Below are 21,767 nucleotides of genomic sequence, written 5' to 3'. Positions count from 1 at the left end.
AACGGGCAAGGTTCCGGTCAGTTTTCTGGACGCTACTGGTGCGACACATGAACAATGTTGACGTGATTCTGAAGGAAGGTCTGGCGGCGCTCGCCACCGTGACAGACCTGGTGGAACTGGAACAGGTCAAGGCCCGTTATCTCGGCAAGAGTGGCGCCATGACCGAACTGCTCAAGCAGTTGGGCAAACTGTCGCCGGAAGAGCGCAAGACCGCCGGCGCCGCCATCAACGCTGCCAAGCAGGCATTCGAGAACCGCCATAACGAAGTGCGCGACGGCATCAACAACGCCAAGCTGGAGCAACAGTTGGCCGCAGAGGCGCTGGACGTATCGCTGCCGGGCCGTGGCGCCCAGCCGGCCGGCCTGCACCCGGTGACGCTGACGCTGGAACGCATTACCGAGCTGTTCTCCAGCCTGGGCTTTGCCGTGGCCGACGGCCCGGAAATCGAAACTGATTTCCACAACTTCCAGGCGCTGAACATTCCGGAAAACCACCCGGCCCGCGCCATGCAGGACACCTTCTACGTGGAAGGCGGCGACGTGCTGCGCACGCATACCAGCCCGATCCAGGTGCGCTACATGCTGGACAACCAGCCGCCGATCAAGATCGTGGCCCCGGGCCGCGTGTACCGCGTGGATTCCGACGCCACCCACTCGCCGATGTTCCACCAGATGGAAGGCCTGTGGATCGACCGCGACGTGAGCTTTGCCGATCTCAAGGCCACCGTTACCGACTTCCTGCGCCGCTTCTTCGAACGTGACGACCTGCAGGTGCGTTTCCGCCCGTCCTTCTTCCCGTTCACCGAACCGTCCGCCGAGATCGACGTGCTGGGCGAGCGCGGCTGGCTGGAAGTGGGCGGCTGCGGCATGGTGCACCCCAATGTGCTGCGCAACGTGAACATCGACCCGGAACAGTTCACCGGCTTTGCCTTCGGCATCGGCCTGGACCGCTTTGCCATGCTGCGCTACGGCGTCAACGACCTGCGCCTGTTCTTCGAGAACGATCTGAACTTCCTCAAGCAATTCAACTGAGCGCGCGGAGACTGAGCAATGCAATTTTCCGAACAATGGCTGCGAAGCCGCGTTAATCCGTCGCTGTCCACCGACGAGCTGTCCTACCTGCTGACCATGGCGGGCCTGGAAGTGGAAGAAGTACAGCAGGCCGCGCCGGCATTCAGCGGCGTGGTGATTGCCGAAGTAAAGGAGTGCGTGAAGCACGAGAACGCCGACCGCCTGCGCGTTACCAAGGTGGACGCCGGCACCGGCGAGCTGATCCAGATCGTCTGCGGCGCGCCGAACGTGGCCGTAGGCGTGAAAATCCCGTGTGCACTGCCGGGCGCCGTCCTGCCGGGCGACTTCAAGATCAAGCCCACCAAGATGCGTGGCGTGGAATCCGGCGGCATGCTGTGTTCCGGCAAGGAGCTGGGCGTGCCGGACGAGGCTGACGGCCTGCTGCTGCTGCCGGCCGACGCGCCGGTAGGGCAGAGCATCCGCGACTACCTGGGCCTGGACGACGCGCTGTTCACCCTGAAGATCACCCCCAACCGCGCCGACTGCCTGTCGCTGCGCGGCATCGCCCGCGAAGTGGCCGCGCTCACCGGCGCGCCGCTGGCACCGCTGGCCATCGACGCCGTGGCACCGCAGTGTGACGACAAGCGCGCAATCCGCATTGATGCGGCCAACGCTTGCGGCCGCTACATCGGCCGCGTCATCAAGGGCGTCAACGCCGCCGCCGCTACCCCGGAATGGATGCAGCGCCGCCTGGAACGCTCCGGCCTGCGTCCGATTTCCGCCATCGTGGACATCACCAACTACGTGCTGCTGGAGCAGGGCCAGCCGATGCATGCCTTCGATCTGGCCAAGCTGGACGGCGGCATCAACGTGCGCTTTGCCCGTGATGGCGAAAAGCTGGTGTGCCTGAACGAAAAAGAAGTGGCACTGACGCCGGAACTGCTGGTGATTGCCGATGACAGCAAGCCGCTGGCCATTGCCGGCATCATGGGCGGGCTGGAAAGCGGCGTAACCACCGCAACCAGCGACATCTTCTTCGAAAGCGCGTTCTTCAACCCGGACATCATCGCCGGCAAGGCGCGTGAGCTGGGCTTCGGCTCCGACTCCTCCTACCGCTACGAGCGCGGCGTGGACTTCATGCTGCAGCAGGAAGCCATCGAACGCGCCACCGCGCTGACGCTGGAAATCTGCGGCGGCGCCGCCGGCCCGCTGGTGGAAACCGTGGCCGAGCTGCCGGCGCGCAACCGCGTGAAGGTACGTACCGCACGCGTGGCCAAGGTACTGGGCGTAACGTTGGCCGCAGAGCAGATCGCCGCCATCTTCACCCGCCTGGGCTTTGTCTTCGACGCGGTGGAGGACGGCTTCGTGGTGGAGGCGCCGAGCTTCCGCTACGACATCGCCATCGAAGAAGACCTGATCGAGGAAATTGCCCGCGTATACGGCTACGACACGATTCCGTCCGACGCGCCGCGTTCGCGCCTGGCCATGCTGCCGCAGCCGGAAACCCTGCGCCCGCGCAGCGAAGTGCGCCGCCTGCTGGCTGGCCGCGATTTCCAGGAAATCGTCAGCTACGCCTTCGTGGAAGAAAAGTGGGAGCGTGATTTCGCCGGCAACAACAACCCGGTGCGTCTGCAGAACCCCATCGCCAGCCAGATGAGCGTGATGCGCTCCAGCCTGATCGGTGGCCTGGTGGACGTGCTGGCCGGCAACCTCAACCGCAAGCACAACCGTGTGCGCGTGTTCGAGATCGCCCGCGTATTCCTGAAACAGGCCGATGGTAGCTTGCAGCAGCCGGAACGCGTGGCCGGCCTCGCCTATGGCAGCCGTGTGGCCGAGCAGTGGGCCAGCAAGGCCGAGCGCGTGGACTTCTACGATGCCAAGGCCGATGTGGAGGCATTGCTGCAGCCGCGCGTGGCCGAGTACCGCAAGGGCGAACACCCGGCCTTCCACCCTGGCCGTTGCGCCGAGGTGGTTCTGGACGGCGCCGTGGTGGGCCACGTAGGCGAACTGCATCCGCGCTGGGTGCAGGCCTACGGCCTGAGTACCGCGCCGGTGCTGTTCGAACTGGCCGCCGAGGTGGTGGAGCAGAGCCGCCGCGTGGCGCTGCAGCCGGTGAGCAAGTTCCAGCCGGTACGCCGCGACCTGGCGCTGGTGGTGGCCGAAGAGGTGACCCTGGCCAGCCTGCAGCAGGCCATGCAGGCTGCCGCGCCGGAGTCCGTGCGCGAACTGGCGCTGTTCGACGTGTACCGTGGCAAGGGCGTGGAAGAAGGCAAGAAGAGCCTGGCGCTGCGCATCATCATGCAGGCGCCGGATCGCACTCTGGTGGACGAGGAAGTGGAGCAGGGCGTGGCCGCCATGCTGGCTGCCGCCCAGGCCTGCGGCGCGGAACTGCGCGCCTGAATCTGCATTAATAACCGTTGGCCGCCCGCCGCTGCGGGCGGCTTGTTCAAGCAATACAGCAGTAGTGAGGAATAGTCATGACTTTGACCAAGGCCGAGTTGGCCGATCTCTTGTTCGATAAAGTGGGCCTGAACAAGCGCGAAGCCAAAGACATGGTGGAATCGTTTTTTGAAGAGATCCGCTCCACGCTGGAAACCGGTACCAGCGTGAAATTGTCCGGTTTCGGCAACTTCCAGCTGCGCGATAAACCGCAGCGCCCGGGCCGCAACCCGAAAACCGGCGAAGAGATTCCCATCACTGCCCGTCGCGTGGTAACTTTCCACGCTAGCCAGAAACTCAAGGGAATGGTTGAACTCTATCATGCCGACAAACAAGGCTGAGCTGCCGCCGATCCCGGCCAAGCGCTACTTTTCCATTGGTGAGGTCAGCGAGCTGACCGGTGTAAAACAGCACGTGTTGCGCTACTGGGAGCAGGAGTTCTCCGAGTTGCGCAATGTCACGCGCCGCGGCAACCGCCGCTACTACCAGCACGCGGAAGTGTTGCTGGTGCGGCGCATTCGCGAGCTGCTGTACGACGACGGCTTTACCCTGCACGGTGCGCGCCAGCGCCTGAGCAGCGATGCGCCGGCACCGATGACCGCGCAGCAGGTTCGCGCGGAATTGCAGTCGCTGGTGGATTGGCTGGATATCTCACTTGGCAAGAATTGATTCATTGCCTATAATTGTTCCCTCTTTCGTCGGGGCGTAGCGCAGCCTGGTAGCGCACCTGCATGGGGTGCAGGGGGTCGGAAGTTCGAATCTTCTCGCCCCGACCAAAGAACCCGTTTCAGACAAAAAAGCCATCCACACGGATGGCTTTTTTGCATTCGCGCGTTTTATTGCTGTCGGCGGATGATTACGGCCGGCTGCTTGCCGTCTTTTTGCCAATCAATGTCACGGGCTGCTCATTTATATCCGGCATGCTGCATACTTTCCCGTCTGAGGGTAATGCTTGAATCGGAGGCCAATATGAAGCACTGGTTGTGTGCAGTAACGCTGGCGGCGCTGCCGCTGCTGGCGCAGGCGGAGAAAGTGGGCGATGTTTCCACCGCTTTCAAGCTGATCGGACCCAATCACAAGATCGTGGTGGAGGTGTTCGATGACCCGCTGGTGAGCGGGGTGAGCTGCTACCTGTCACGCGCCAAGACCGGCGGTGTGTCCGGCGCGCTGGGGCTGGCCGAGGACAAGGCCGAGGCGTCGGTGGCCTGCCGCCAGGTGGGCGACATCGCCTTCAAGGGGCCGCTGCGGCAGGAGGACGAGGTGTTCACCGAGCGTGCTTCCATCCTGTTCAAGCATGTGCGCGTGGTGCGCATGGTGGATGCCCGCCGCAACACGCTGGTGTACCTGGTGTATTCCGACCGGCTGATCGATGGCAGCCCGAAGAACAGTGTGACCGCGGTGCCGGTGCCGGCGGCAATGAAGATTCCGCTCAAGTAAGGCTTGCGGCCAACCCTGGCCGATCAAAAACCGCCCTGGCGCTTATTGCGGCAGGGCGGTTTCGTTTTATGGCCGGCGCAAGCTTGGCCGCATGCTGTTTCAGGCGTTGAAGGAGAAGCTGCGCAGGGTGTAGGGCTGCTCGCCCAGCTGCGCTTCGCGCCGCGCCAGGGTGACCACCTGTTCGTGCTGTGGTGAGCGTTCGCACACCGGGTCCAGCGTGTCGGCGCTGCCGGCCAGCGCCAGCGCCTGGCAGCGGCAGCCGCCGAAGTCGCGCTCCTTGTGCTCGCAGCCGCCGCAGGGTTCCGGCATCCAGCTGGTGCCGCGGTAGGCGGCAAAGGCGGGTGACTCATACCAGGCGGCGTGCAGGGTGCTGTCTGGCACGCGCGGAAACTGCAGGTGCGCCAGCGTTTGCGCCGCGTGGCAGGGCAGCAGGGTGCCGTCGGGCATCACGTTGAGGAAGCGCTGCGCCCAGCCGCCCATGCAGGCCTTGGGGCGGCGCGCGTAGTAGTCGGGGATCACGTAGTCGATCACCATGCGGCCGCGGGTTTGCTCGCGCCACTGCGTCACGGTGGCGGTCATCGCGTCCAGCTGCGCCTCGCTGGGAATCAGCGCCGCGCGGTTCTGCAGCCCCCAGCCGTAGTACTGGGTGTTGGCCACTTCCACGCGGGCGATGCCGTGCTGGTCGGCGTAGTGCAGCATGGCGTCCAGCTCGTGGGCGTTGCTGCGGGTGATGACGAAGTTCAGCGTCAGCGCCAGGCCGTGCTGCTGCACCAGGGCCAGCGCCGCCTGTTTTTTTGCCACGCCGCCGCGAAAGCCGGACAGCCGGTCCGCCTGCGCGTCCTCCAGTCCCTGGAAGCTCAGCTGTACGTGATTGAGGCCGGCGGCCTGCAATGCGGCCAACCTTGGCGCATCCAGCAGCACGCCGGAGGTGATCAGGTTGCTGTACAGCCCCAGCTCGCTGGCGTAGGCCACCAGCTCGGTGAGGTCGCTGCGCGCCATCGGCTCGCCGCCGGAAAAATGCACCTGCAGCATGCCCATGTCGGCGGCCTGGCGCAGCACCTCGCGCCAGCCGGCGGTGTCCAGCTCGTGGCTGGCCGGGGTGAGCGCCAGCGGGTTGGAACAGTAGGCGCAGCGCAGCGGGCAGCGGTGAGTGAGTTCCAGCAGGATGGCCAGTGGCGGTTCCAGCTGGCCTGTGGCGGTCGAATCAGTCGCGGTGGTATCAGTCATGGCGCAGAAAACCTTTCTCGCTCATGGTGGTGAACAGCGCCAGCACGTCCTGCTGCACGGTGGCCAGCGGTGCGGCGAATTCCGCGGCCAGGCTGTCGCACAGCTGGCCGATGTTGACGCCGGCGCTGCGCTCCAGGCACAGCCGCGCCAGCTCGTCGATGATCAGCATGCGTTCCGGCCCCAGCAGCACCCAGCGCTGGCGTACCTTGTCGTGCTGCAGCCGGGTGCCGGGCGCCAGCCGCACGCTGTCGGTGAGGCTCAGCATGGCGGCTGTGCCGGGTCGAAGGCGCCGGGCGGGATCATGCCGGGGGCCACGTAGGCGCTGTACAGCGCGTCCAGCTGTGCCCACAGCACATTGCACTTGAAGGTCAGCGCGTCCAGCACGCCCTGCTGCTCGGCGACGGTCAGCGCATGGCGCTTGATGTAGTCCAGCGCGAAGTCGGCATCGCGCGGCGCCTGCGTCAGGCGGCGGCGGAAGTAGGCCAGCACCTTGTCGTCGATGAAGTCGTAGTTTTCTAGCAGCCCGACGATGCGCTCGCGGTGGATGGCCGGGGCGAACAGTTCGGTGAGGCAGGAGGCCACCGCCACCACCGGCGGCTGGCGGGCGACGAAGTCCACGTAGGCTTCCACCGCATACGCCGTGGCCGGCAGCGCGCCCTGGCGCGAGATCACGTAATCGCGCGGCAGGCCCAGGCCGTCGGTGAGCACCAGCCAGCGCTCGATGCCGCCTTCCTCGTCGCCGTAGCCGTCGTGGTCGAGGATGCGTTGCACCCATTCGCGGCGCAGTTCGCGGTCGTGGATGCGGCTGATCAGCGCCGCGTCCTTGCGCGGAATCGCCGCCTGGTAGCAGTAGCGGTTCAACGCCCAGGCCTGTACCTGGCCGAAGTTCAGCTTGCCACCGTGCAGCAGGTGGTGGAAGGGATGCAGGTTGTGATAGCGCGCGTGGCCGATGGTCCGCAGCGCGTCTTCCAGTTCCGCCGGCGACAGCGGGGCAGTGAGTGGCTTATTCAACGCTGAACTCCATGCCGTCGTGCGCCAGCTGCCAGCCGGCGGCGGCAATGGCGGCGCGCTCGGGGCTGTGCGGCAACAGGACGGGGTTGCTGTTGTTGATGTGGATGAAGCGCTTGCCGGCCAGCGGCACGTCACGCCACAGCGCGATGCTGCCGGCCTCGCCGCTCATCGGCAGGTGGCCCATGCGCGCGGCGGTCTTGCTGCCGAGGCCGGCGCGGATCATCTCGTCGTCGGTGTAGGTAGTGCCGTCGAACAGCAGGCTGTCGCCGGGGCGCAGCCGTGCCTTGATGGCGTCCGGCAGGGCGGCACAGCCTGGCAGGTAGATCAGCCGCCCCACGCTGTCGGCAGTGGAAATCGCCAGACCTATGGTGTCTTCCGCCACGCTGCCAAAGTTGGCCGCAGCCGGGTCTTCCAGCCACAGTGCCACCTTGCCGGGAATGGTGAAGGCTTCCACCCGCACGCCGCTGTCGGCGCCGTCGGCTGTCAGTACCGGCTGCAGCTCATCCAGCGCCAGCGCGTGGCGCGGAACCAGTTGGCGATCCAACACATTGAATACCGCGTTGGCAGCCAGCACGCCCTGCACGCGGCGGGTGGCGTACAGCGCGAACGGCTGCCCTTCGCGCAGCGACAGCAGGCCGGCGATATGATCCACGTCGGCATTGGTGAGCAGTACCGCCTGTAGCGGGGTGGAACGGGGAAACTGCCGCGGCTGCAGCGCCGGCGTGGCCGCCAACTGCTGGCGGATGTCGGGCGAAGCGTTGATCAGCACCCAGTGCGCGCCATCGGCCGAGACGGCGATGGAGGATTGCGTCTGCGGCAGCAGCCCACCCTCGCGGGCGGCATGGCAGGCTTCACAGGCGCAGTTCCACTGCGGCAGACCACCGCCCGCCGCTGCTCCCAGCACAATGACGCGCAACATGGTGGCGGCCTCAGCGCTCGGCGCACATATAGCAGTTGATTTCGCAGCCGAGGGACACTTCGATTACTTGCGGGGTTGTCCAGGTACGCATGGGAGTCTCCTGACGATAGAGGGAATGCCGGATTGGCCAGACCACTATAAGAAGCCCATGGGTGGGGGGAAATGCGACTTTAGTCGCAGCGGGGCATGCGTGCTGGTGTTGGCGGTGTGGCGTGGTGGGCCTGATGGGTCACAGGGGCAATGTCCACTCTCTATGCACATGCAGCCAACGTTGTGAGGCGCCCAAACTGCCCCACGGGGAGCGCCGGCCAAAATGGTGTTCGCCAGGTTTTAAGGCGGCACTTGAGCCGTTTGACGTTAGCAAACGGCGAATTGCCGACGCCTGGCGAATGCCTTGTTGGGCGGGGTTTCGCGGACCACCAGCTCTATAACCATCCGGCGAGCGGGGGTGGAGGGGGCGGCGGCACGCCCCCCTCCCCGTACGCCGGGCGGAACCGGCAACTTCAAACATCATCCGCGCAGCGGATGCAGAACCAGACACGCTAAACGTTGGGCCTTGCTACGCTCGACCGTAACCTACGTGGTGGGTAGGGCGGGTGTAAGGTTGGCCGCAAGTTGGCGGTGTGTGGCGGAACGCCCTGACGGGCTTCCGCCCTACATGGCTACACCTCGCCCAGCCGTGTAGCTTGGGTTGAGCGTAGCGAAGCCCAACGTTTACCGCGTGTCTTTACCGGCTTGACTGGCAAGAAGGGGCCTACGCCTCATCCAGCCAGGCTAGCTGGCCGTGGCAGGCGTCGTTCAGCGCCTGGCGCAGCGCCTCCGCCTCGGCGGCCACGATGCTGAAGCGGCAGTGCACCGCATCCTGATGTGTCACTTCTTCCAGCTGCGCGCCGTGGCGGGCGAGCAGGCGGCGTACGGTGCCTTCCTGCGGGTAGGGGAAGCGGCAATGCAGCTGGCTCAGAGTCTGGCGCTGCTGGCGCGGCACGCCGTCCAGTGCGCGCGCCACGCTGTCGGTGTAGGCACGCACCAGGCCGCCGGCGCCCAGTTTCACGCCGCCGTAGTAGCGCACCACGGTGGCCAGTACGCCATCCAGCTGCTGGTGGCGCAGCACTTCCAGCATCGGCCGGCCGGCAGTGCCGGAAGGTTCTCCGTCGTCGTTGGCGGCACTATGGCCACCGGCCAGCAGCGCCCAGCACACGTGGGCGGCGCCGGGGTGGGCTGCTTTCAGCTCGGCCACCCGTGCCTGCGCACCGGCGCGGTCGGCCATCGGCTCCACGCAGCCCAGAAAGCGGCTTTTCTTGATTTCCAGTTCGGCGTGGCCGGCGTGCTGCAGGGTAAACGACATGGGCAGGGTTGGCCGCAAGGCGGGTGGTCGGGGTGAGGCGCGCCAGTTTACAGTTGATAGGCCACTTCTGCGCGGGTGCCGCCATCGTGGTAGCTCACCTGGCGGCACAGGCGGTGGATCAGCGCGATGCCGCGGCCGTGCTTGGCGTTGTCCGGCTGGCTGTGGAGCTTGTTCAGGTCGAAGCCCTGGCCGCTGTCCTGTACCGACAGCCGCAGCAGGTCGCCGTCGCGGCGCATTGCCACCTGGATACGGCCTTCCTGCAGGGCGGCCAGGCGTTGCTGGCGCAGTGTCAGGTAGTGGGTGAAGCCGTTGCTGCTGTCCTTGTCACTGGAATCCAGCGCCAGCAGGCCGTGATCCAGTGCGTTGGTGAACAGCTCGGTGACCACCAGCAGCATGTCGCTGAACTGCTGCTCGTTGAGGCCGATCTGGTTGAGCCAGCCCAGCAGCGTGGGCATGCCCAGGTCGTCGCGCAGTTCCCTGGGGCCGAAGGTGAGGCGGATTTCCCAGTTGGCCAGCTGGGTGAAGCTGGCCGGCTGTACCTGGTTGGGCTGCGGGGCGTGGCTGTTGCTGCACGGGGCGATCACCACCGAGATATCGTCCACGTTCTCGCTGCGGCCCAGGTGGCTGCCCACTTTGGCCGCTACCGTGTCGATGACCTTGTCTGCAAGCTTGTGGGCCAGCAGTGCGGTGATATCAGCCATGTCCAGCGGCTGGCCGTCGCCGTCCAGTGCCTCGGTGAGGCCGTCGGAGCACACCAGGATGCGCCCCGGGCGGCTCCAGCGGAACACCTCCACGCTGGGGTCGAAGTCGGCATTGGGCAGAATGCCCAGCGGCGGGTGGGTGGAGTCGAAGCGTCGCTCCACCTCGCCGGCTTCGTTGATGAAGGCGGCGTAGGGGATGCCGCCGTTCCACACCGTGACGGTGCGCTCCAGCGGCGAGATCGCCACCAGCGTGGCGGCCACGAAGCGGCCCACCGGCAGCTGCTGCTTAAGTTTCTTGTTGATCTCGCGGGCAATGGCATGGATGCCGAAGCCCTTTTGCGTCATGGCGTAGAACACCGTGGCCGCCGGCAGGCAGGCAATGGCCGCCGCCAGGCCGTGGCCGGTGCTGTCGGCCAGCATGAAATGCAGGGTGCCGGCCGGTGACTTGGCCACGGTGATGATGTCGCCGCTGAACTGCACCGTCGGCTTGATCCACTGCTCCAGCGCGCCTTCCTGGCGGTCGCCGTACAGGTTGTCCAGCACGTGTTCGGCCAGCTGCTGCTCCATCTGGTTGGCGTGGTAGTAGGCTTCCAGCCGCTTGGCATCCTGGGTGATGCGCTGCTGCATCTCGGCGATGCGCACCATCACGCGGATCTTTGCGGCCAACAGCTTGGTGTCCACCGGCTTGGTGAGGTAGTCGTCGCCACCGGCTTCCAGCCCGGCCAGCACGTCTTCCTGATCGCTCTTGCCGGTAAGGAAGATGATGGGAATCCATTGCTTGGTGTAGCGCGCGCGCAGCTTGCGCGTGGTGGAGAGGCCGTCCATCTCCGGCATGATCACATCCATCAGGATCAGGTCCGGCAGCTGCCGCTCGCAATAGGCCAGCGCCTCCACGCCGTTGTTGGCCTCGGTCACCAGGTGGCCCAGGTTGTTGATCAGGCGGGCGATTACCAGGCGGTTTACCTTGCTGTCATCAACAACCAGCACATTCAGCTGACGCATGTGGATACCTTGGAACCTGTTTACGATCTCGCGGGCCAGCGCGAGGCAAGGCAGAAGCGGCGGAGGAAGCGGAAGCTGCACAGCATATATGCGCATCCCGCAATCGCATTCAACGCCGAAGCGCAGCAGACCGTAAACAGCTTATTAGTCGATATGGAAGAATTTTTCAAAATGGGCAATTGCCAGCACCTGGCGCAAGGCCGGGCGGGCGTTGGTGATCAGCAGCCTGATGTCGCGCGGCAGCGCCTGCTCGCGCAGTACCAGCAGCATGCCCAGCGCCGAGCTGTCCAGGTAGTCGGCATCCTGCAGGTTGATTTCCAGGCAGTGCACCTTGCTGCTGGCCAGAATGGCGCGGCAGGCGGCGTGAAAATCGGTGTGCAGCGAAAAGTTGAAATGGCCACGGATGTGGATGCTGGCTTCCGTGTCATGCAACTGGTAGCTGAGCGGCATGCGGGCGCTCCTTGCAATGGCTGCGCGCCTGCTGGCAAGCGCGAATCTTTCAGCACATTGTAAGTAAACGTTTCAGCAAGGTCACGGACTGGCGCACATAAAAAAAACGGCCCGGCGCCACCGAGGGCGCACGGACCGGACCTGCGAGGGGCAGGAGGGAGAGAAAGCTGGTGCCTGTTTAGGCGTTGGCCGCATCCGGGCTTTTCTTCAGCACGCCCAGCAGCACGGCGGTGAGCGCGGTGCCGGCCAGCAGCGCCACGATATACATGCCGAGGTTGCTTACCGCATTCGGAATCGGCAGCACGAACACGCCGCCGTGCGGCACGCGCAGCTGGCAGCCGGAGGCCATGGAGATGGCGCCGGCCAGTGCCGAGCCGGCCACCAGCGACGGGATCACCCGCAGCGGGTCCTTGGCGGCAAACGGGATGGCGCCTTCGGTAATGAAGGAAATGCCCAGCACGCCGGCGGCCTTGGCGCCTTCGCGCTCATCGGCAGTGAAGCGGTTCTTGAACAGCAGCGCGGCCAGGGCGATGCCCAGCGGCGGGGTCATGCCGGCGGCCATCACCGCGGCCATCGGTGCGTACACCTGGCTGGCGATCAGGCCGGTGGCGAAGGTGTAGGCCGCCTTGTTGATCGGGCCGCCCATGTCGAAGGCCATCATGCCGCCCAGGATCATGCCCAGCACCAGCGCGCTGCTGCCCTGCAGGCCCTTCAGCCATTCGGTTACCGCGCCCAGCGCCGCCGCCACCGGCTGGCCCAGCACGAAGTACATCAGCAGGCCGACGATGGTGGTGCCCAGCAAGGGCAGGATCAGCACCGGCTTGAGGCCATCGAAGTTGCGCCCAAGCTGGATCTTCTCGTTGAGGTACTTCACCGAGTAGCCGGCAATGAAACCGGCGACGATGCCGCCGAGGAAGCCGGAGCCGATGGCGCCGGCAATCATGCCGCCGGCCATGCCCGGGGCGATGCCGGGGCGGTCGGCGATGGAGTAGGCGATGTAGCCGGCCAGCACCGGCACCATCAGCGCGAACGAAGCCTTGGCGCCGATATTGAACAGTGTCCAGCCCAGCGTGCCCTTGTGCGCGTCATCGAACACATAGATGCCGCCCAGTGCGAAGCCCAGTGCAATCAGCAGGCCGCCGGTCACCACGAAGGGCAGCATGAAGGACACGCCGGTCATCAGGTGCTTGTAGGCGCCGCTGCGCTCCTTGCTGGCACTGGCGGCACCGGCTGCCGCGCCCTGGCCGCCGGCTGCAGCCGCCTGCAGTTTGGCATTGGCCTGGGCATTGCCGATCAGCGCCTTGCCGTCGTTGATGGCTGCCTTGGTACCGCTCATGAACACGCGCTTGCCGGCAAAGCGGCTGGTGTCCACCTGGGTATCGGCGGCGATGATCACCAGGTCGGCGCCGGCGATGTCGGCGGCGGTCAGCGCGTTCTGCGAGCCCACCGAGCCCTGGGTTTCCACCTTGATGCGGTGGCCCAGCGCCTCGGCGGCGCCGCTCAGGCCTTCTGCGGCCATGAAGGTGTGGGCGATGCCGGTGGGGCAGGAGGTGATGGCGACGATGGACAGCGGCTGGCTGGCGGCCGCGGCCACCGGCGTTGCCTGCAATGCGGCGTTCAGCACGGCGGACGGGTCGGCCAGCACCGCTTCCAGCGCGGCCAGGTGCTCGCGTTTGCCGGAGAAGCGGGCATCGCTGCCGCTGGCGCCGACGCGGATCACCTGCTGCGCGGCGGCGAGTTCCGACTCGCTTAGCGGGTCCTGCACGCCTTGCGCGGTATGGGTTTCGATGCGGATGGCCTGCCCGAGCTGTTTGGCGGCCTTGCGCAGCGCTTCGGCGGCCAGCAGGCTCTGGGTGCTGCGCTCGGGGCAGGTGAGTACGGCCAGCAGTGTTGACATCGTTGTCTCCTCTCGTTGTGCTGCTGAAGGGCAGCTCGAAAAACGCCCGCTTTCGTCGCGATACTGCGTTGCTTGCAAAACATGCTTTCTGCAGTTCTGTTCGCACCTTGTCTCGCTACCGAGGTTTTTCGAGGCGCCCTGACGTGTCCGGCCCGTCCGAGCTGTTGTAGTAGGGGGCGGTACGGGCCGGATGAATCTGTAAGGTTGGCCGCAAGCCTGCTACAAGGCCTGCAGCTGTACTTGCTCCAGTAATGCCTTTACTTCCGCCCGCGGCGGCAGGTGCGGCCCCAGCCGCTGCAGCTTGGCGGCGGCAAAGGCGGTACCCAGGCGCAGTGCCTGCGGCCAGCTCTGGTCGGCGTGACGCGCGGCCACCATGCCGGCCACCAGCGCGTCGCCGGCACCCACGGTGCTCAGCGGGGTGACAGGCAGCGGGCTGGCCAGCCAGCAGCCGTCCTGGCGGGTGGACAGCAGCGCGCCGTCGCTGCCCAGCGATACCACCACGGTGGCGATGCCATGCTGGTTGAGGCGGCGCGCCTCGGCGGCCACCTCGGCCACCGTAGGCAGCTCGCGGCCAACCCAGTCTTCCAGCTCGTGGCGGTTGGGCTTGATCATTGCCGGCAGTATGTCGCGCTGCAGCAGCACCTGCTCCAGCGCATCGCCGCTGGTGTCCAGCACCACTTCGGCGCCCAGTGCCTTGAGTTCGCGCAGCAGTGGCAGGTAGCCGGCCTGTTGCAGTGCCGGCGGCAGGCTGCCGGCCACCACCACGATCTGGCCGTCTTCCACCAGGTGTTGCAGCTGCTCCACCAGCAGCGGCAGCGCGTTGTCCGGCACGGCCACGCCGGGCAGGTTCACGTCGGTGGTATCCCGCGTGTCCTGCGCCACCAGCTTGATATTGGTGCGCGTGCTGCCCGGCAGGCGCAGGAAGCGGTCGGCGATGCCCTTGTCCTCGAACAGGCTGACAAAGGCGCCGGCGTTGTCGCGGCCCAAGAGGCCGCTCACCATCACCGGCACGCCCCAGTCGGCCAGGCAGCTGGCCACGTTCACGCCCTTGCCGCCCGGGGTCTGCGCTGCATCCAGCGCCACGTTGACGCGGCCAACGCCCAGCGCAGGCAGGGTGATGGTGTGATCCAGCGCCGGGTTCAGCGTGATGGTCAGCACCTGGCGGCTCATGCTTCCACCTCTTCCGGTAGCGATTCCAGGCGCGCGGCCAGTGCACGCACCGCGCCTACGTCGGCGCAGCGCAGTGCGTCGGCGGCCAGGCGGGCCAGGTGGCCGCTGGAGCAGCGGCGCAGCATGGCTTTCACATTGGCGATGTCGCGCTGGCTCATCGACAGCTCCTGCACGCCGAGGCCTGCCAGGATGGCGGCGCCCAGCGGGTCGCCGGCGATGCCACCGCACACGCCCACCCAGCGGTTGTGGCGGCTGGCACCTTCCACCGTCTGGCGGATCATGCGCAGCACCGCCGGGTGCAGCGCATCGGCTTCGCGCGCCAGCTCCGGGTGCTGGCGGTCGATGGCCAGCACGTACTGGGTGAGGTCATTGGTGCCGATGGAGAAGAAATCGACGTGCTCGGCCAGCTGGTCGGCCATGGCCACTGCCGCCGGCACTTCCACCATGATGCCCAGCGCCACTTCCGGTGCGCCCAGCTCCTGGCGGATGCGCTCGCACACCGCACGCAGCGCCTTTACCTCCTCCAGGCTGGTGATCATCGGGAACATGATGGACAGCGGGCCGTGGCTGGCGGCGCGGTAGATGGCGCGCAGCTGCGGCTCCAGCAGGTCCGGGCGGCGCAGCAGCAGGCGCACGCCGCGCACGCCGAGGAAGGGGTTTTCCTCGTGCGGCAGGTTCAGGTAGGGCACCTGCTTGTCGCCGCCGATGTCCAGGGTGCGCACGATCAGCGGCTTGCCCTGCAGCGCGTCCAGCATGCCGCGGTAGCTCTGGTACTGCTCGTCTTCGCTGGGCGCACTGTCGCGCTCCAGGAACAGGAATTCGGTGCGCATCAGGCCCACGCCTTCGGCGCCGGCCTTCACTGCGGCGGCGGCCTGATCCGGGTGGTTGGCGTTGGCGGCTACCTCGATGCGCTTGCCGTCCTGGGTGGCAGCCGGCGCCATGGCAGCGGCGGCGGCCTTGCGCGCGGCTTCCTGCTGGCGGGCCATCCACTGGCGGGCGCTGGCGAGGTCGGCTTCGTCGGCGTTCAGGTACAGGCGGCCGCTGTCGCCGTCGATGATGGCGGTGGCGCCATCCGGCAGATCCAGCAGCGAGCTGCCCAGCGCCACCAGCGCCGGCAGGCCCACGGTGCGGGCGATGATGGCGGTGTGCGAGGACGGGCCGCCCTGCGCGGTGCACAGGCCGATGATGCGCTGCGGGTCCAGCGCGGCGGTGTCGGACGGGGTGAGGTCGGCGGCGGCGATGATCAGGTTGCTGCCTTCGTCCAGCGGCTTGCGGCGTGCGCCCAGTTCCGGCGCCAGCTGGTCCAGCACGCGCAGGCCCACGTCGCGCAGGTCGGCGGCGCGCGCCGCCAGCAGCGGGTTGCCCAGCGCGGCCAGGCGCTCGGCCAGGCGGCTCACTGCCTGGTGCCAGGCCCAGGCCACGCCGTGGCCTTCCACCATCAGCTGGCAGGTGAGGGTGATCAGGTCGGTGTCGTTCAGCAGCTCGGCCTGGGCGCGGAAGATGCCGGCCTCGGTAGCGCCCATGCGCTTGCCGGTGGCGGCGGCCAGGTCCTGCAGTTCCAGCCGGGTGGCGGCCAGCGCGGCATCCAGCTGGTCACCGCCGCTGCCCAGCAGTACCGGGTGATCCGGCACCTCCAGCACCGCCGGCTTGAGCACGCGCAGCTGGCCGATGGCCAGGCCCGGGCTGGCGGCAATGCCGTCCAGCGCCAGCGGCTTGCCGGCCGGCTGCCACTGCGCGCGGCCGGCCTGCGCCTGTTGTTGTTTGGCGGCCTTGTCGGCCTGTTCCTGCTCGCCGGCGGTGAGGCCGCTCATCACGGCCTGCAGCGCGGACAGCAGTGCCTCGGCGTCCGGGCCCTCGGCGGACACGTGCAGGGTTTCGCCGTGGGCGATGCCCAGCTGCAGCAGGGCGATCAGGTTCTTGCCGTCGCCGCTTTCTTCTCCCTTGCGCACCCGTACGTTGGCCGCAAAGCGGCGGGCGGTTTCCACCCACTGTTGCGCCGGGCGGGCGTGCAGGCCGTTGGGGTAGTCCATCACCCAGTCGAAACCGTGGGCGAAGTCGGCGATCGCTTCCGCCGGTTCGGCGGCTGGTGCCTGCTGTTCCAGCGCGGCCAGCAGGTCGGCCGGGTGCGGGGTGTCGAACAGGCGGCCCAGCGCGGCTTCATCCTGCAGCAGGCGGGTGAGGCGGCGCAGCAGTGCCAGGTGTTCGTCGGACTGGGCGGCAATGGCGAATACCAGGTGCACGGTCTGACCCGGGTTCCATTCGATGCCGCCCGGCACCTGCAGCACGGCAATGGCGGTGCTGCGGATCAGGTGGCGGTGTTCGATCATGCCGTGGGGAATGGCCACGCCATGCCCCAGGTAGGTGTTGGCAACGTTCTCACGCGCCAGCAGGCTGTCTACATAGGCCGGGTCGATATGGCCGGCGGCAGCCAGCAATTGGCCGGCTTCCCTGATGGCTTGGGCTTTGCTGGCCGGGGCTGCGCCCAGGCGCACCAGTTCGGGGCGGATCAGCGTGCTGGACATGGTGAGGTCTCCTGTGTCTGATTTGTTTGCGTGCATTGAAATCGATACCAATTTTTGTGTCAATAAGGATTTCATTTTCGGTGTAACATCTTGGCCAATAACGCAACGGACCACGCTCATGGGCGTTGCAATCGATACCGGAGAAAGCGGATGGCAAAAATCAAGGATGTGGCGGAACTGGCTGGTGTGTCGGTTTCCACGGTATCCCGCGTGCTGTGCAACGGCCCGGTGAGCGACAAGGTGCGCAAGCGGGTGGAAGCGGCGATGGCCAAGCTGGACTACCGCCCCAACCTGGCGGCGCGGCGCCTGCGTTCGCAGCACACCGACACTATAGGATTGATCGTGTCGGATATCCGCAACCCGTTTTTTACCGCCGTTAGCCGCGCGGTTGAGGACGAAGCCTATCGAAACGGGATGCGCGTCATCCTGTGCAATACCGACGAGAACCCGGAAAAAGAGGCCATGTACCTGAAGCTGATGCGCGAGGAGCGCGTCACCGGGGTGATCCTGGCGCCCACCCGCCACAGCGCCGCGGCGCTGGATACCGAGTCGCTGGGCTTTCCGGTGGTGATGATCGACCGCACCCCGGCGCAGGGCGACGGCGATGCGGTGGTACTGGACAACCGCCGCGCCGCCGCGCAGCTGGTGGAGCACCTGCTGGCCGCCGGCTACCGTGATATCGGCGGCCTGTTCGGCAATACCAGCAGCACCGGCGCCGAGCGCCACGCCGGCTTCGTGGACGCGCTGGGCAGTGCCGGCCTGCCGGCGCCGGCGCGCTTCGTGCCGCCCAGCGTGGAGGCGGCCGAGGCGGCGGTAAGCACCTGGCTGGCGGAGCCGGACCGCCCGCGCGCGCTGCTGATCAGCAACGGCATCTTCCTGCTGGGCGCGGTGCGCGCCATCAAGGCTGCCGGGCTGAGCCTGCCGCACGATCTGGCGCTGGCCGGGTTTGATAATGAAGTCTGGACCGGGCTGATCGACCCCGGCCTGACGGTGATTGAGCAGCCGGTGGACGAAATCGGCCGCAGCGCCATGGCCATGCTGCTGGCGCGGCTGGAAGACCCGGCGCGCAGCCACCGCCACGTGGTGCTGCAGGGCAGGCTGGTGCCGCGCGGCAGCAGCGCGCCGCTGCGGCAGTAGCCGTTACGGCAAGGTTGGCCGCAAGCATTTGCGGCGCGCCACGGGCAAAAAAAGAGCCGGCAGATGCCGGCTCTTTGTCATGCAGCGACCGCCTTAGTCGGTCTTCAGGTTGTTGTGCTGCAGCAGGTTCTTGATGATTTCCGAATCGTTGGCGCCCAGGGTATTCAGTGCCACACCCTGCAGGGTGATGGTCTGATCGTGGCTGGTGGCTACGTTACCGGTGGAGCTGACCTGTACCACGGTATTGCCCGAGCCATCCTGCGTGAAGTGCAGGTAGTTGAGCAGGTTGCCGGCCGTAGGTGCCTGGTGGTTCAGGATCTGGGTCAGCGTGGTGGCACTGCTTTCTCCTTGCAGCAGGTCGTGCAGATCGAGTACATCGCCTTCCGCGGTGTGGAAGTCGGTGATGCGGTCCGCCGCCGGTGCAGCCGTGGTGCCCTGATCGCCAAGGTGCCACACGAAGGTATCGGAACCAAAGCCACCGGACATCAGGTCATTGCCGGGGCCGCCGGTCAGCGTGTCGTTGCCATCGCCGCCGGACAGTACGTCATTGCCGGCGCCACCATTCAGCGTGTCGTTGCCGGCGTAGCCGAACAGGTGGTCGTTGCCCGAGGTGCCGGTCAGGCTGTCGGCAGCACTGGTGCCTTCGACGCTGGAGTCGGCCGGGTACAGGGTGGCAGTTACTGCACTGTTGACCGGGTCGCCATCACCATCTGTACCGGTAATGCCGTAGTTCAGGTCGATAGGCAAACCCTGGTTGGTGGTGCCATAACCGAATGTACCCAGGGCAAAGTCGGAACTACCGGTTGCCCCCTGCACAAACACCGCGCTGAAGGCCGTGCTGGAGGTGATGTGGTACGACCAGCCTTCCTGGATGCCATCGATGGTCACCGTCGGGTCACTGGCGGTGGCGCCGAAGTGCACCGTGATGCCGGAGGTGACCGTGTGGCCGGTTCCGTCCAGTACCGTTACCTGGATGCTGCTGGTATTGAGCCCCAGGTGCAGCCGGGTTTCGTTCGGGTCGGTGTTGCCGAACACATTGTCGTTGTTGGCGACGACCAGGGTGACGTTGATGTCTGCCACCCCGCCATTGCCTTGTACCTGGTGGATCAGCTGGGTGTAGTCGAACGCCAGGTTATGGGTGGTGTAGTTAAAGCCGGTACTGCTGGCGTTATTGACAGCCAGGCTATTCACGAAGTCGAAGCGGACATTCTCACCGGTGCTGATCCACTGGTTGCCGATACCGATGTCGGTACTGGAAGTGTTCACCGTACCCGTGGTGCTGGAAATCAGCACGTCCTGGGGGGTGCCACCAATATCGACCAGGCCCTTGTAGTTGACGTTACCGGCGCTGACACCGGTCAGGTTGGTGGCCGTGACTTCGGTACCATTCGAGATCGGCCCGTCGATTTCAAGGGTGTACTGGTCGGAGCCCGGGTTCAGCGTAACGGTGAAACCGGTTGTTCCACCTGCCGTCTGGGCAACCAGATGAGAGTGATCGGTGCCGTAGTGCAGGAACAATTGCTGACCGTTGAGGGTAAGCAGGTTGCCTTGGGCATCGGTTGCTTTGGCCCCGTCAGTGATGTTGAACACCACGTTGCCGACACCATCGGCACCTGCGTTGGCCGCAAAGTTCAGGTCTGCAGTCACAGTGTGGACGGTGCTGGACTGATCGACGATCAGGATCTGGTCCGGCGTGAAGACACTCGGGCCATCGTCGTAGAAGTGCAAGGCCGCGCCGATGCTGGCGGTGGCGGTGTTGTGGTCGCCATCCTTGTCGGTAATGGTGGCGGTAAGGGTCACCAGGTTGTTGGCCAGCGAGGTGATGTCATTCGGGTTGCTGGTGTCGGCATGGGTGACGGCACGCAGCAGGCTGAGGGTGACATTGCCGCTGCCATCGACCGCCACGGTGAACACCAGGGCACCGCCGGTAGTACGACCTTCCACCACGCCACTGCCGTTGACGCTCAGGATCACGTTCTGATGGGTAGCGGTATCCACCAGCCCGCTCGGGCCGGCGACCACGCCCAGGCTGTAGACCAGGCTGCCGGCACCGTCGGCACCGTAGTGCGGGGTGAACAGGCCGGAGAAGCTTTCGGTATCCGTGGCGCCGTAGACATGGCTGTTATTCGGGTTGCCGGTGGGCAGCGCGGTTTCGTCCACGTTGAGGGCGACCGAAGCATTGGTCAGGTCTACCGTCGGGCCATCGTCGTAGAAGTGCAGCGACGAGCCGATGCTGGCGGTGGCGCTGTTATGGTCGCCATCCTTGTCGGTAATGGTGGCGGTAAGGGTCACCAGGTTATTGGTCAGCGAGGTGACGTCATTCGGGTTGCTGGTGTCGCTATGGGCGATGGCACGCAGCAGGCTGAGGGTGACATTGCCGCTGCCATCGACCGCCACGGTGAATACCAGGGCACCGCCGGTGGCACGACCTTCCACCACGCCACTGCCGTTGACACTCAGGATCACGTTCTGACCGGTGGCCGTATCCACCAGCCCGCTCGGGCCGGCGACCACGCCCAGGCTGTAGACCAGGCTGCCGGCACCGTCGGCACCGTAGTGCGGGGTGAACAGACCAGCGAAGCTGGCCATTGCCGAGGTGCCGTAGGACGGGGTGAGATCCGGGTTGCCGGTAGGCAGCGCGGTTTCGTCCACGTTGAGGGCGACCGAAGCGTTGGTCAGGTCTACCGTCGGGCCGTCGTCGTAGAAGTGCAGCGACGAGCCGATGCTGGCGGTGGCGCTGTTATGGTCGCCATCCTTGTCGGTGATGGTGGCGGTGAGGGTCACCAGGTTATTGGTCAGCGAGGTGACGTCATTCGGGTTGCTGGTGTCGCTATGGGCGATGGCACGCAGCAGGCTGAGGGTGACATTGCCGCTGCCATCGACCGCCACGGTGAACACCAGGGCACCGCCGGTGGCACGGCCTTCCACCACGCCACTACCGTTGACACTCAGGATCACGTTCTGACCGGTGGCCGTATCCACCAGCCCGCTCGGGCCGGCGACCACGCCCAGGCTGTAGACCAGGCTGCCGGCACCGTCGGCACCGTAGTGCGGGGTGAACAGACCGGCGAAGCTGGCCATTGCCGAGGTGCCGTAGGACGGGGTGAGATCCGGGTTGCCGGTAGGCAGCGCGGTTTCGTCCACGTTGAGGGCGACCGAAGCGTTGGTCAGGTCTACCGTCGGGCCGTCATCGTAGAAGTGCAGCGACGAGCCGATGCTGGCGGTGGCGGCGCTGTGGTCGCCATCGGCATCGGTGATGGTGGCAGTGAGGGTCACCAGGTTGTTGGCCAGCGAGGTGACGTCATTCGGGTTGCTGGTATCACTGTGGGTAACGGCACGCAGCAGGTCGAGGGTGACATTGCCGCTGCCATCAACCGCCACGGTGAACACCAGGGCACCGCCGGTGGCACGGCCTTCCACCACGCCACTACCGTTGACACTCAGGATCACGTTCTGACCAGTAGCGGTATCCACCAGCCCGCTCGGGCCGGCGACCACGC

General features: G+C 66.1%; 18 protein-coding genes and 1 tRNA gene. 7 read left to right on the top strand and 12 right to left on the bottom strand.

The features are described from left to right. Positions 1–47: 47 nt before the first annotated feature. From pheS to PSELUDRAFT_RS00510, 6 genes are all read left to right on the top strand, one after another. Positions 48–1,031, top strand: a complete 984-nt coding sequence (gene pheS / locus PSELUDRAFT_RS00535) for a phenylalanine--tRNA ligase subunit alpha (protein WP_088965006.1) — start codon at positions 48–50, stop codon at positions 1,029–1,031. Positions 1,032–1,049: 18 nt separating this feature from the next. Next, complete coding sequence (gene pheT / locus PSELUDRAFT_RS00530; RefSeq protein WP_088965005.1) at positions 1,050–3,410, top strand: phenylalanine--tRNA ligase subunit beta; 2,361 nt, start codon at positions 1,050–1,052, stop codon at positions 3,408–3,410. Between the two features lie 77 nt (positions 3,411–3,487). Beyond that, positions 3,488–3,790 (top strand): integration host factor subunit alpha, encoded by a 303-nt coding sequence (locus PSELUDRAFT_RS00525; RefSeq protein ID WP_088965004.1) that lies wholly within the window; start codon positions 3,488–3,490, stop codon positions 3,788–3,790. Further along, the gene (locus PSELUDRAFT_RS00520; protein ID WP_088965003.1) at positions 3,771–4,118 is read left to right on the top strand and encodes a MerR family transcriptional regulator; all 348 of its coding nucleotides are present in this window, start codon (positions 3,771–3,773) and stop codon (positions 4,116–4,118) included. Before PSELUDRAFT_RS00525 ends, PSELUDRAFT_RS00520 begins: the two co-directional genes overlap by 20 nt. A 30-nt stretch (positions 4,119–4,148) precedes the next feature. After that, positions 4,149–4,225: transfer RNA gene (locus tag PSELUDRAFT_RS00515), tRNA-Pro, on the top strand. 193 nt (positions 4,226–4,418) lie between these two features. Further along, positions 4,419–4,886 carry a CreA family protein gene (locus PSELUDRAFT_RS00510; RefSeq protein WP_157724976.1) on the top strand — a complete coding sequence of 156 codons (468 nt, stop codon included), beginning with the start codon at positions 4,419–4,421 and terminating at the stop codon, positions 4,884–4,886. 99 nt (positions 4,887–4,985) lie between these two features. On the opposite strand, the gene pqqE is transcribed toward PSELUDRAFT_RS00510, so the two are convergent. From pqqE to ptsP, 11 genes are all read right to left on the bottom strand, one after another. Continuing rightward, positions 4,986–6,113, bottom strand: coding sequence for a pyrroloquinoline quinone biosynthesis protein PqqE (pqqE, locus tag PSELUDRAFT_RS00505; protein ID WP_088965001.1), 1,128 nt, complete (start codon positions 6,111–6,113; stop codon positions 4,986–4,988). Further along, positions 6,106–6,378: a pyrroloquinoline quinone biosynthesis peptide chaperone PqqD gene (gene pqqD, locus PSELUDRAFT_RS00500; protein ID WP_088965000.1), complete on the bottom strand. Its 273-nt coding sequence runs from the start codon at positions 6,376–6,378 to the stop codon at positions 6,106–6,108. The genes pqqE and pqqD overlap by 8 nt, the downstream gene beginning before the upstream one ends. Next, positions 6,372–7,124: a pyrroloquinoline-quinone synthase PqqC gene (gene pqqC, locus PSELUDRAFT_RS00495; RefSeq protein WP_088964999.1), complete on the bottom strand. Its 753-nt coding sequence runs from the start codon at positions 7,122–7,124 to the stop codon at positions 6,372–6,374. The genes pqqD and pqqC overlap by 7 nt, the downstream gene beginning before the upstream one ends. Beyond that, the gene (gene pqqB / locus PSELUDRAFT_RS00490; protein WP_088964998.1) at positions 7,117–8,043 is read right to left on the bottom strand and encodes a pyrroloquinoline quinone biosynthesis protein PqqB; all 927 of its coding nucleotides are present in this window, start codon (positions 8,041–8,043) and stop codon (positions 7,117–7,119) included. Before pqqB ends, pqqC begins: the two co-directional genes overlap by 8 nt. A gap of 10 nt (positions 8,044–8,053) precedes the next feature. Beyond that, positions 8,054–8,134, bottom strand: coding sequence for a pyrroloquinoline quinone precursor peptide PqqA (gene pqqA, locus PSELUDRAFT_RS20060; RefSeq protein ID WP_088964997.1), 81 nt, complete (start codon positions 8,132–8,134; stop codon positions 8,054–8,056). A 663-nt stretch (positions 8,135–8,797) separates the two neighbouring features. Beyond that, the gene (locus PSELUDRAFT_RS00480) at positions 8,798–9,388 is read right to left on the bottom strand and encodes a YigZ family protein (protein WP_088964996.1); all 591 of its coding nucleotides are present in this window, start codon (positions 9,386–9,388) and stop codon (positions 8,798–8,800) included. 47 nt (positions 9,389–9,435) lie between these two features. After that, entirely contained in the window at positions 9,436–11,091 is a 1,656-nt protein-coding gene (locus PSELUDRAFT_RS00475) for a fused response regulator/phosphatase (protein WP_162291235.1), read from the bottom strand. Positions 11,092–11,235: 144 nt separating this feature from the next. Beyond that, on the bottom strand, positions 11,236–11,541 hold the full coding sequence (locus PSELUDRAFT_RS00470) for an STAS domain-containing protein (protein WP_088964994.1): 306 nt from the start codon (positions 11,539–11,541) through the stop codon (positions 11,236–11,238). A 178-nt stretch (positions 11,542–11,719) separates the two neighbouring features. Next, on the bottom strand, positions 11,720–13,438 hold the full coding sequence (locus PSELUDRAFT_RS00465; RefSeq protein ID WP_088964993.1) for a PTS fructose transporter subunit EIIBC: 1,719 nt from the start codon (positions 13,436–13,438) through the stop codon (positions 11,720–11,722). A 219-nt stretch (positions 13,439–13,657) separates the two neighbouring features. Continuing rightward, complete coding sequence (pfkB, locus tag PSELUDRAFT_RS00460; protein ID WP_088964992.1) at positions 13,658–14,608, bottom strand: 1-phosphofructokinase; 951 nt, start codon at positions 14,606–14,608, stop codon at positions 13,658–13,660. Beyond that, positions 14,605–17,130: a phosphoenolpyruvate--protein phosphotransferase gene (gene ptsP, locus PSELUDRAFT_RS00455; protein WP_088964991.1), complete on the bottom strand. Its 2,526-nt coding sequence runs from the start codon at positions 17,128–17,130 to the stop codon at positions 14,605–14,607. The genes pfkB and ptsP overlap by 4 nt, the downstream gene beginning before the upstream one ends. A 150-nt stretch (positions 17,131–17,280) precedes the next feature. Between ptsP and PSELUDRAFT_RS00450 the strand changes: the two genes are divergently transcribed. Further along, a complete protein-coding gene (locus tag PSELUDRAFT_RS00450; RefSeq protein WP_088964990.1) occupies positions 17,281–18,267 on the top strand; it encodes a LacI family DNA-binding transcriptional regulator in 987 nt (328 codons plus the stop codon). A gap of 93 nt (positions 18,268–18,360) precedes the next feature. Here the strand turns inward: PSELUDRAFT_RS00450 and PSELUDRAFT_RS19555 are convergent. Beyond that, on the bottom strand, positions 18,361–21,767 hold a 3,407-nt coding region (locus PSELUDRAFT_RS19555; protein ID WP_162291234.1), incomplete at its 5' end, for a DUF5801 repeats-in-toxin domain-containing protein.

The sequence above is a fragment of the Vogesella sp. LIG4 genome, from assembly GCF_900090205.1.
In the GTDB taxonomy this organism is placed as follows: domain Bacteria; phylum Pseudomonadota; class Gammaproteobacteria; order Burkholderiales; family Chromobacteriaceae; genus Vogesella.
Note: the sequence above shows the minus strand (reverse complement) of the source record. Positions and strands in the feature narration are given on the sequence as shown.

Bases quoted from the DNA above. Each gene is read 5' to 3' on its own strand.
- pheS (WP_088965006.1), top strand. From the start codon at position 48: ATGAACAATGTTGACGTGATTCTGAAGGAAGGTCTGGCGGCGCTCGCC.
- pheT (WP_088965005.1), top strand. From the start codon at position 1,050: ATGCAATTTTCCGAACAATGGCTGCGAAGCCGCGTTAATCCGTCGCTG.
- PSELUDRAFT_RS00525 (WP_088965004.1), top strand. From the start codon at position 3,488: ATGACTTTGACCAAGGCCGAGTTGGCCGATCTCTTGTTCGATAAAGTG.
- PSELUDRAFT_RS00520 (WP_088965003.1), top strand. From the start codon at position 3,771: ATGCCGACAAACAAGGCTGAGCTGCCGCCGATCCCGGCCAAGCGCTAC.
- PSELUDRAFT_RS00510 (WP_157724976.1), top strand. From the start codon at position 4,419: ATGAAGCACTGGTTGTGTGCAGTAACGCTGGCGGCGCTGCCGCTGCTG.
- pqqE (WP_088965001.1), bottom strand. From the start codon at position 6,113: ATGACTGATACCACCGCGACTGATTCGACCGCCACAGGCCAGCTGGAA.
- pqqD (WP_088965000.1), bottom strand. From the start codon at position 6,378: ATGCTGAGCCTCACCGACAGCGTGCGGCTGGCGCCCGGCACCCGGCTG.
- pqqB (WP_088964998.1), bottom strand. From the start codon at position 8,043: ATGTTGCGCGTCATTGTGCTGGGAGCAGCGGCGGGCGGTGGTCTGCCG.
- pqqA (WP_088964997.1), bottom strand. From the start codon at position 8,134: ATGCGTACCTGGACAACCCCGCAAGTAATCGAAGTGTCCCTCGGCTGC.
- PSELUDRAFT_RS00480 (WP_088964996.1), bottom strand. From the start codon at position 9,388: ATGTCGTTTACCCTGCAGCACGCCGGCCACGCCGAACTGGAAATCAAG.
- PSELUDRAFT_RS00475 (WP_162291235.1), bottom strand. From the start codon at position 11,091: ATGCGTCAGCTGAATGTGCTGGTTGTTGATGACAGCAAGGTAAACCGC.
- PSELUDRAFT_RS00470 (WP_088964994.1), bottom strand. From the start codon at position 11,541: ATGCCGCTCAGCTACCAGTTGCATGACACGGAAGCCAGCATCCACATC.
- PSELUDRAFT_RS00465 (WP_088964993.1), bottom strand. From the start codon at position 13,438: ATGTCAACACTGCTGGCCGTACTCACCTGCCCCGAGCGCAGCACCCAG.
- pfkB (WP_088964992.1), bottom strand. From the start codon at position 14,608: ATGAGCCGCCAGGTGCTGACCATCACGCTGAACCCGGCGCTGGATCAC.
- ptsP (WP_088964991.1), bottom strand. From the start codon at position 17,130: ATGTCCAGCACGCTGATCCGCCCCGAACTGGTGCGCCTGGGCGCAGCC.
- PSELUDRAFT_RS00450 (WP_088964990.1), top strand. From the start codon at position 17,281: ATGGCAAAAATCAAGGATGTGGCGGAACTGGCTGGTGTGTCGGTTTCC.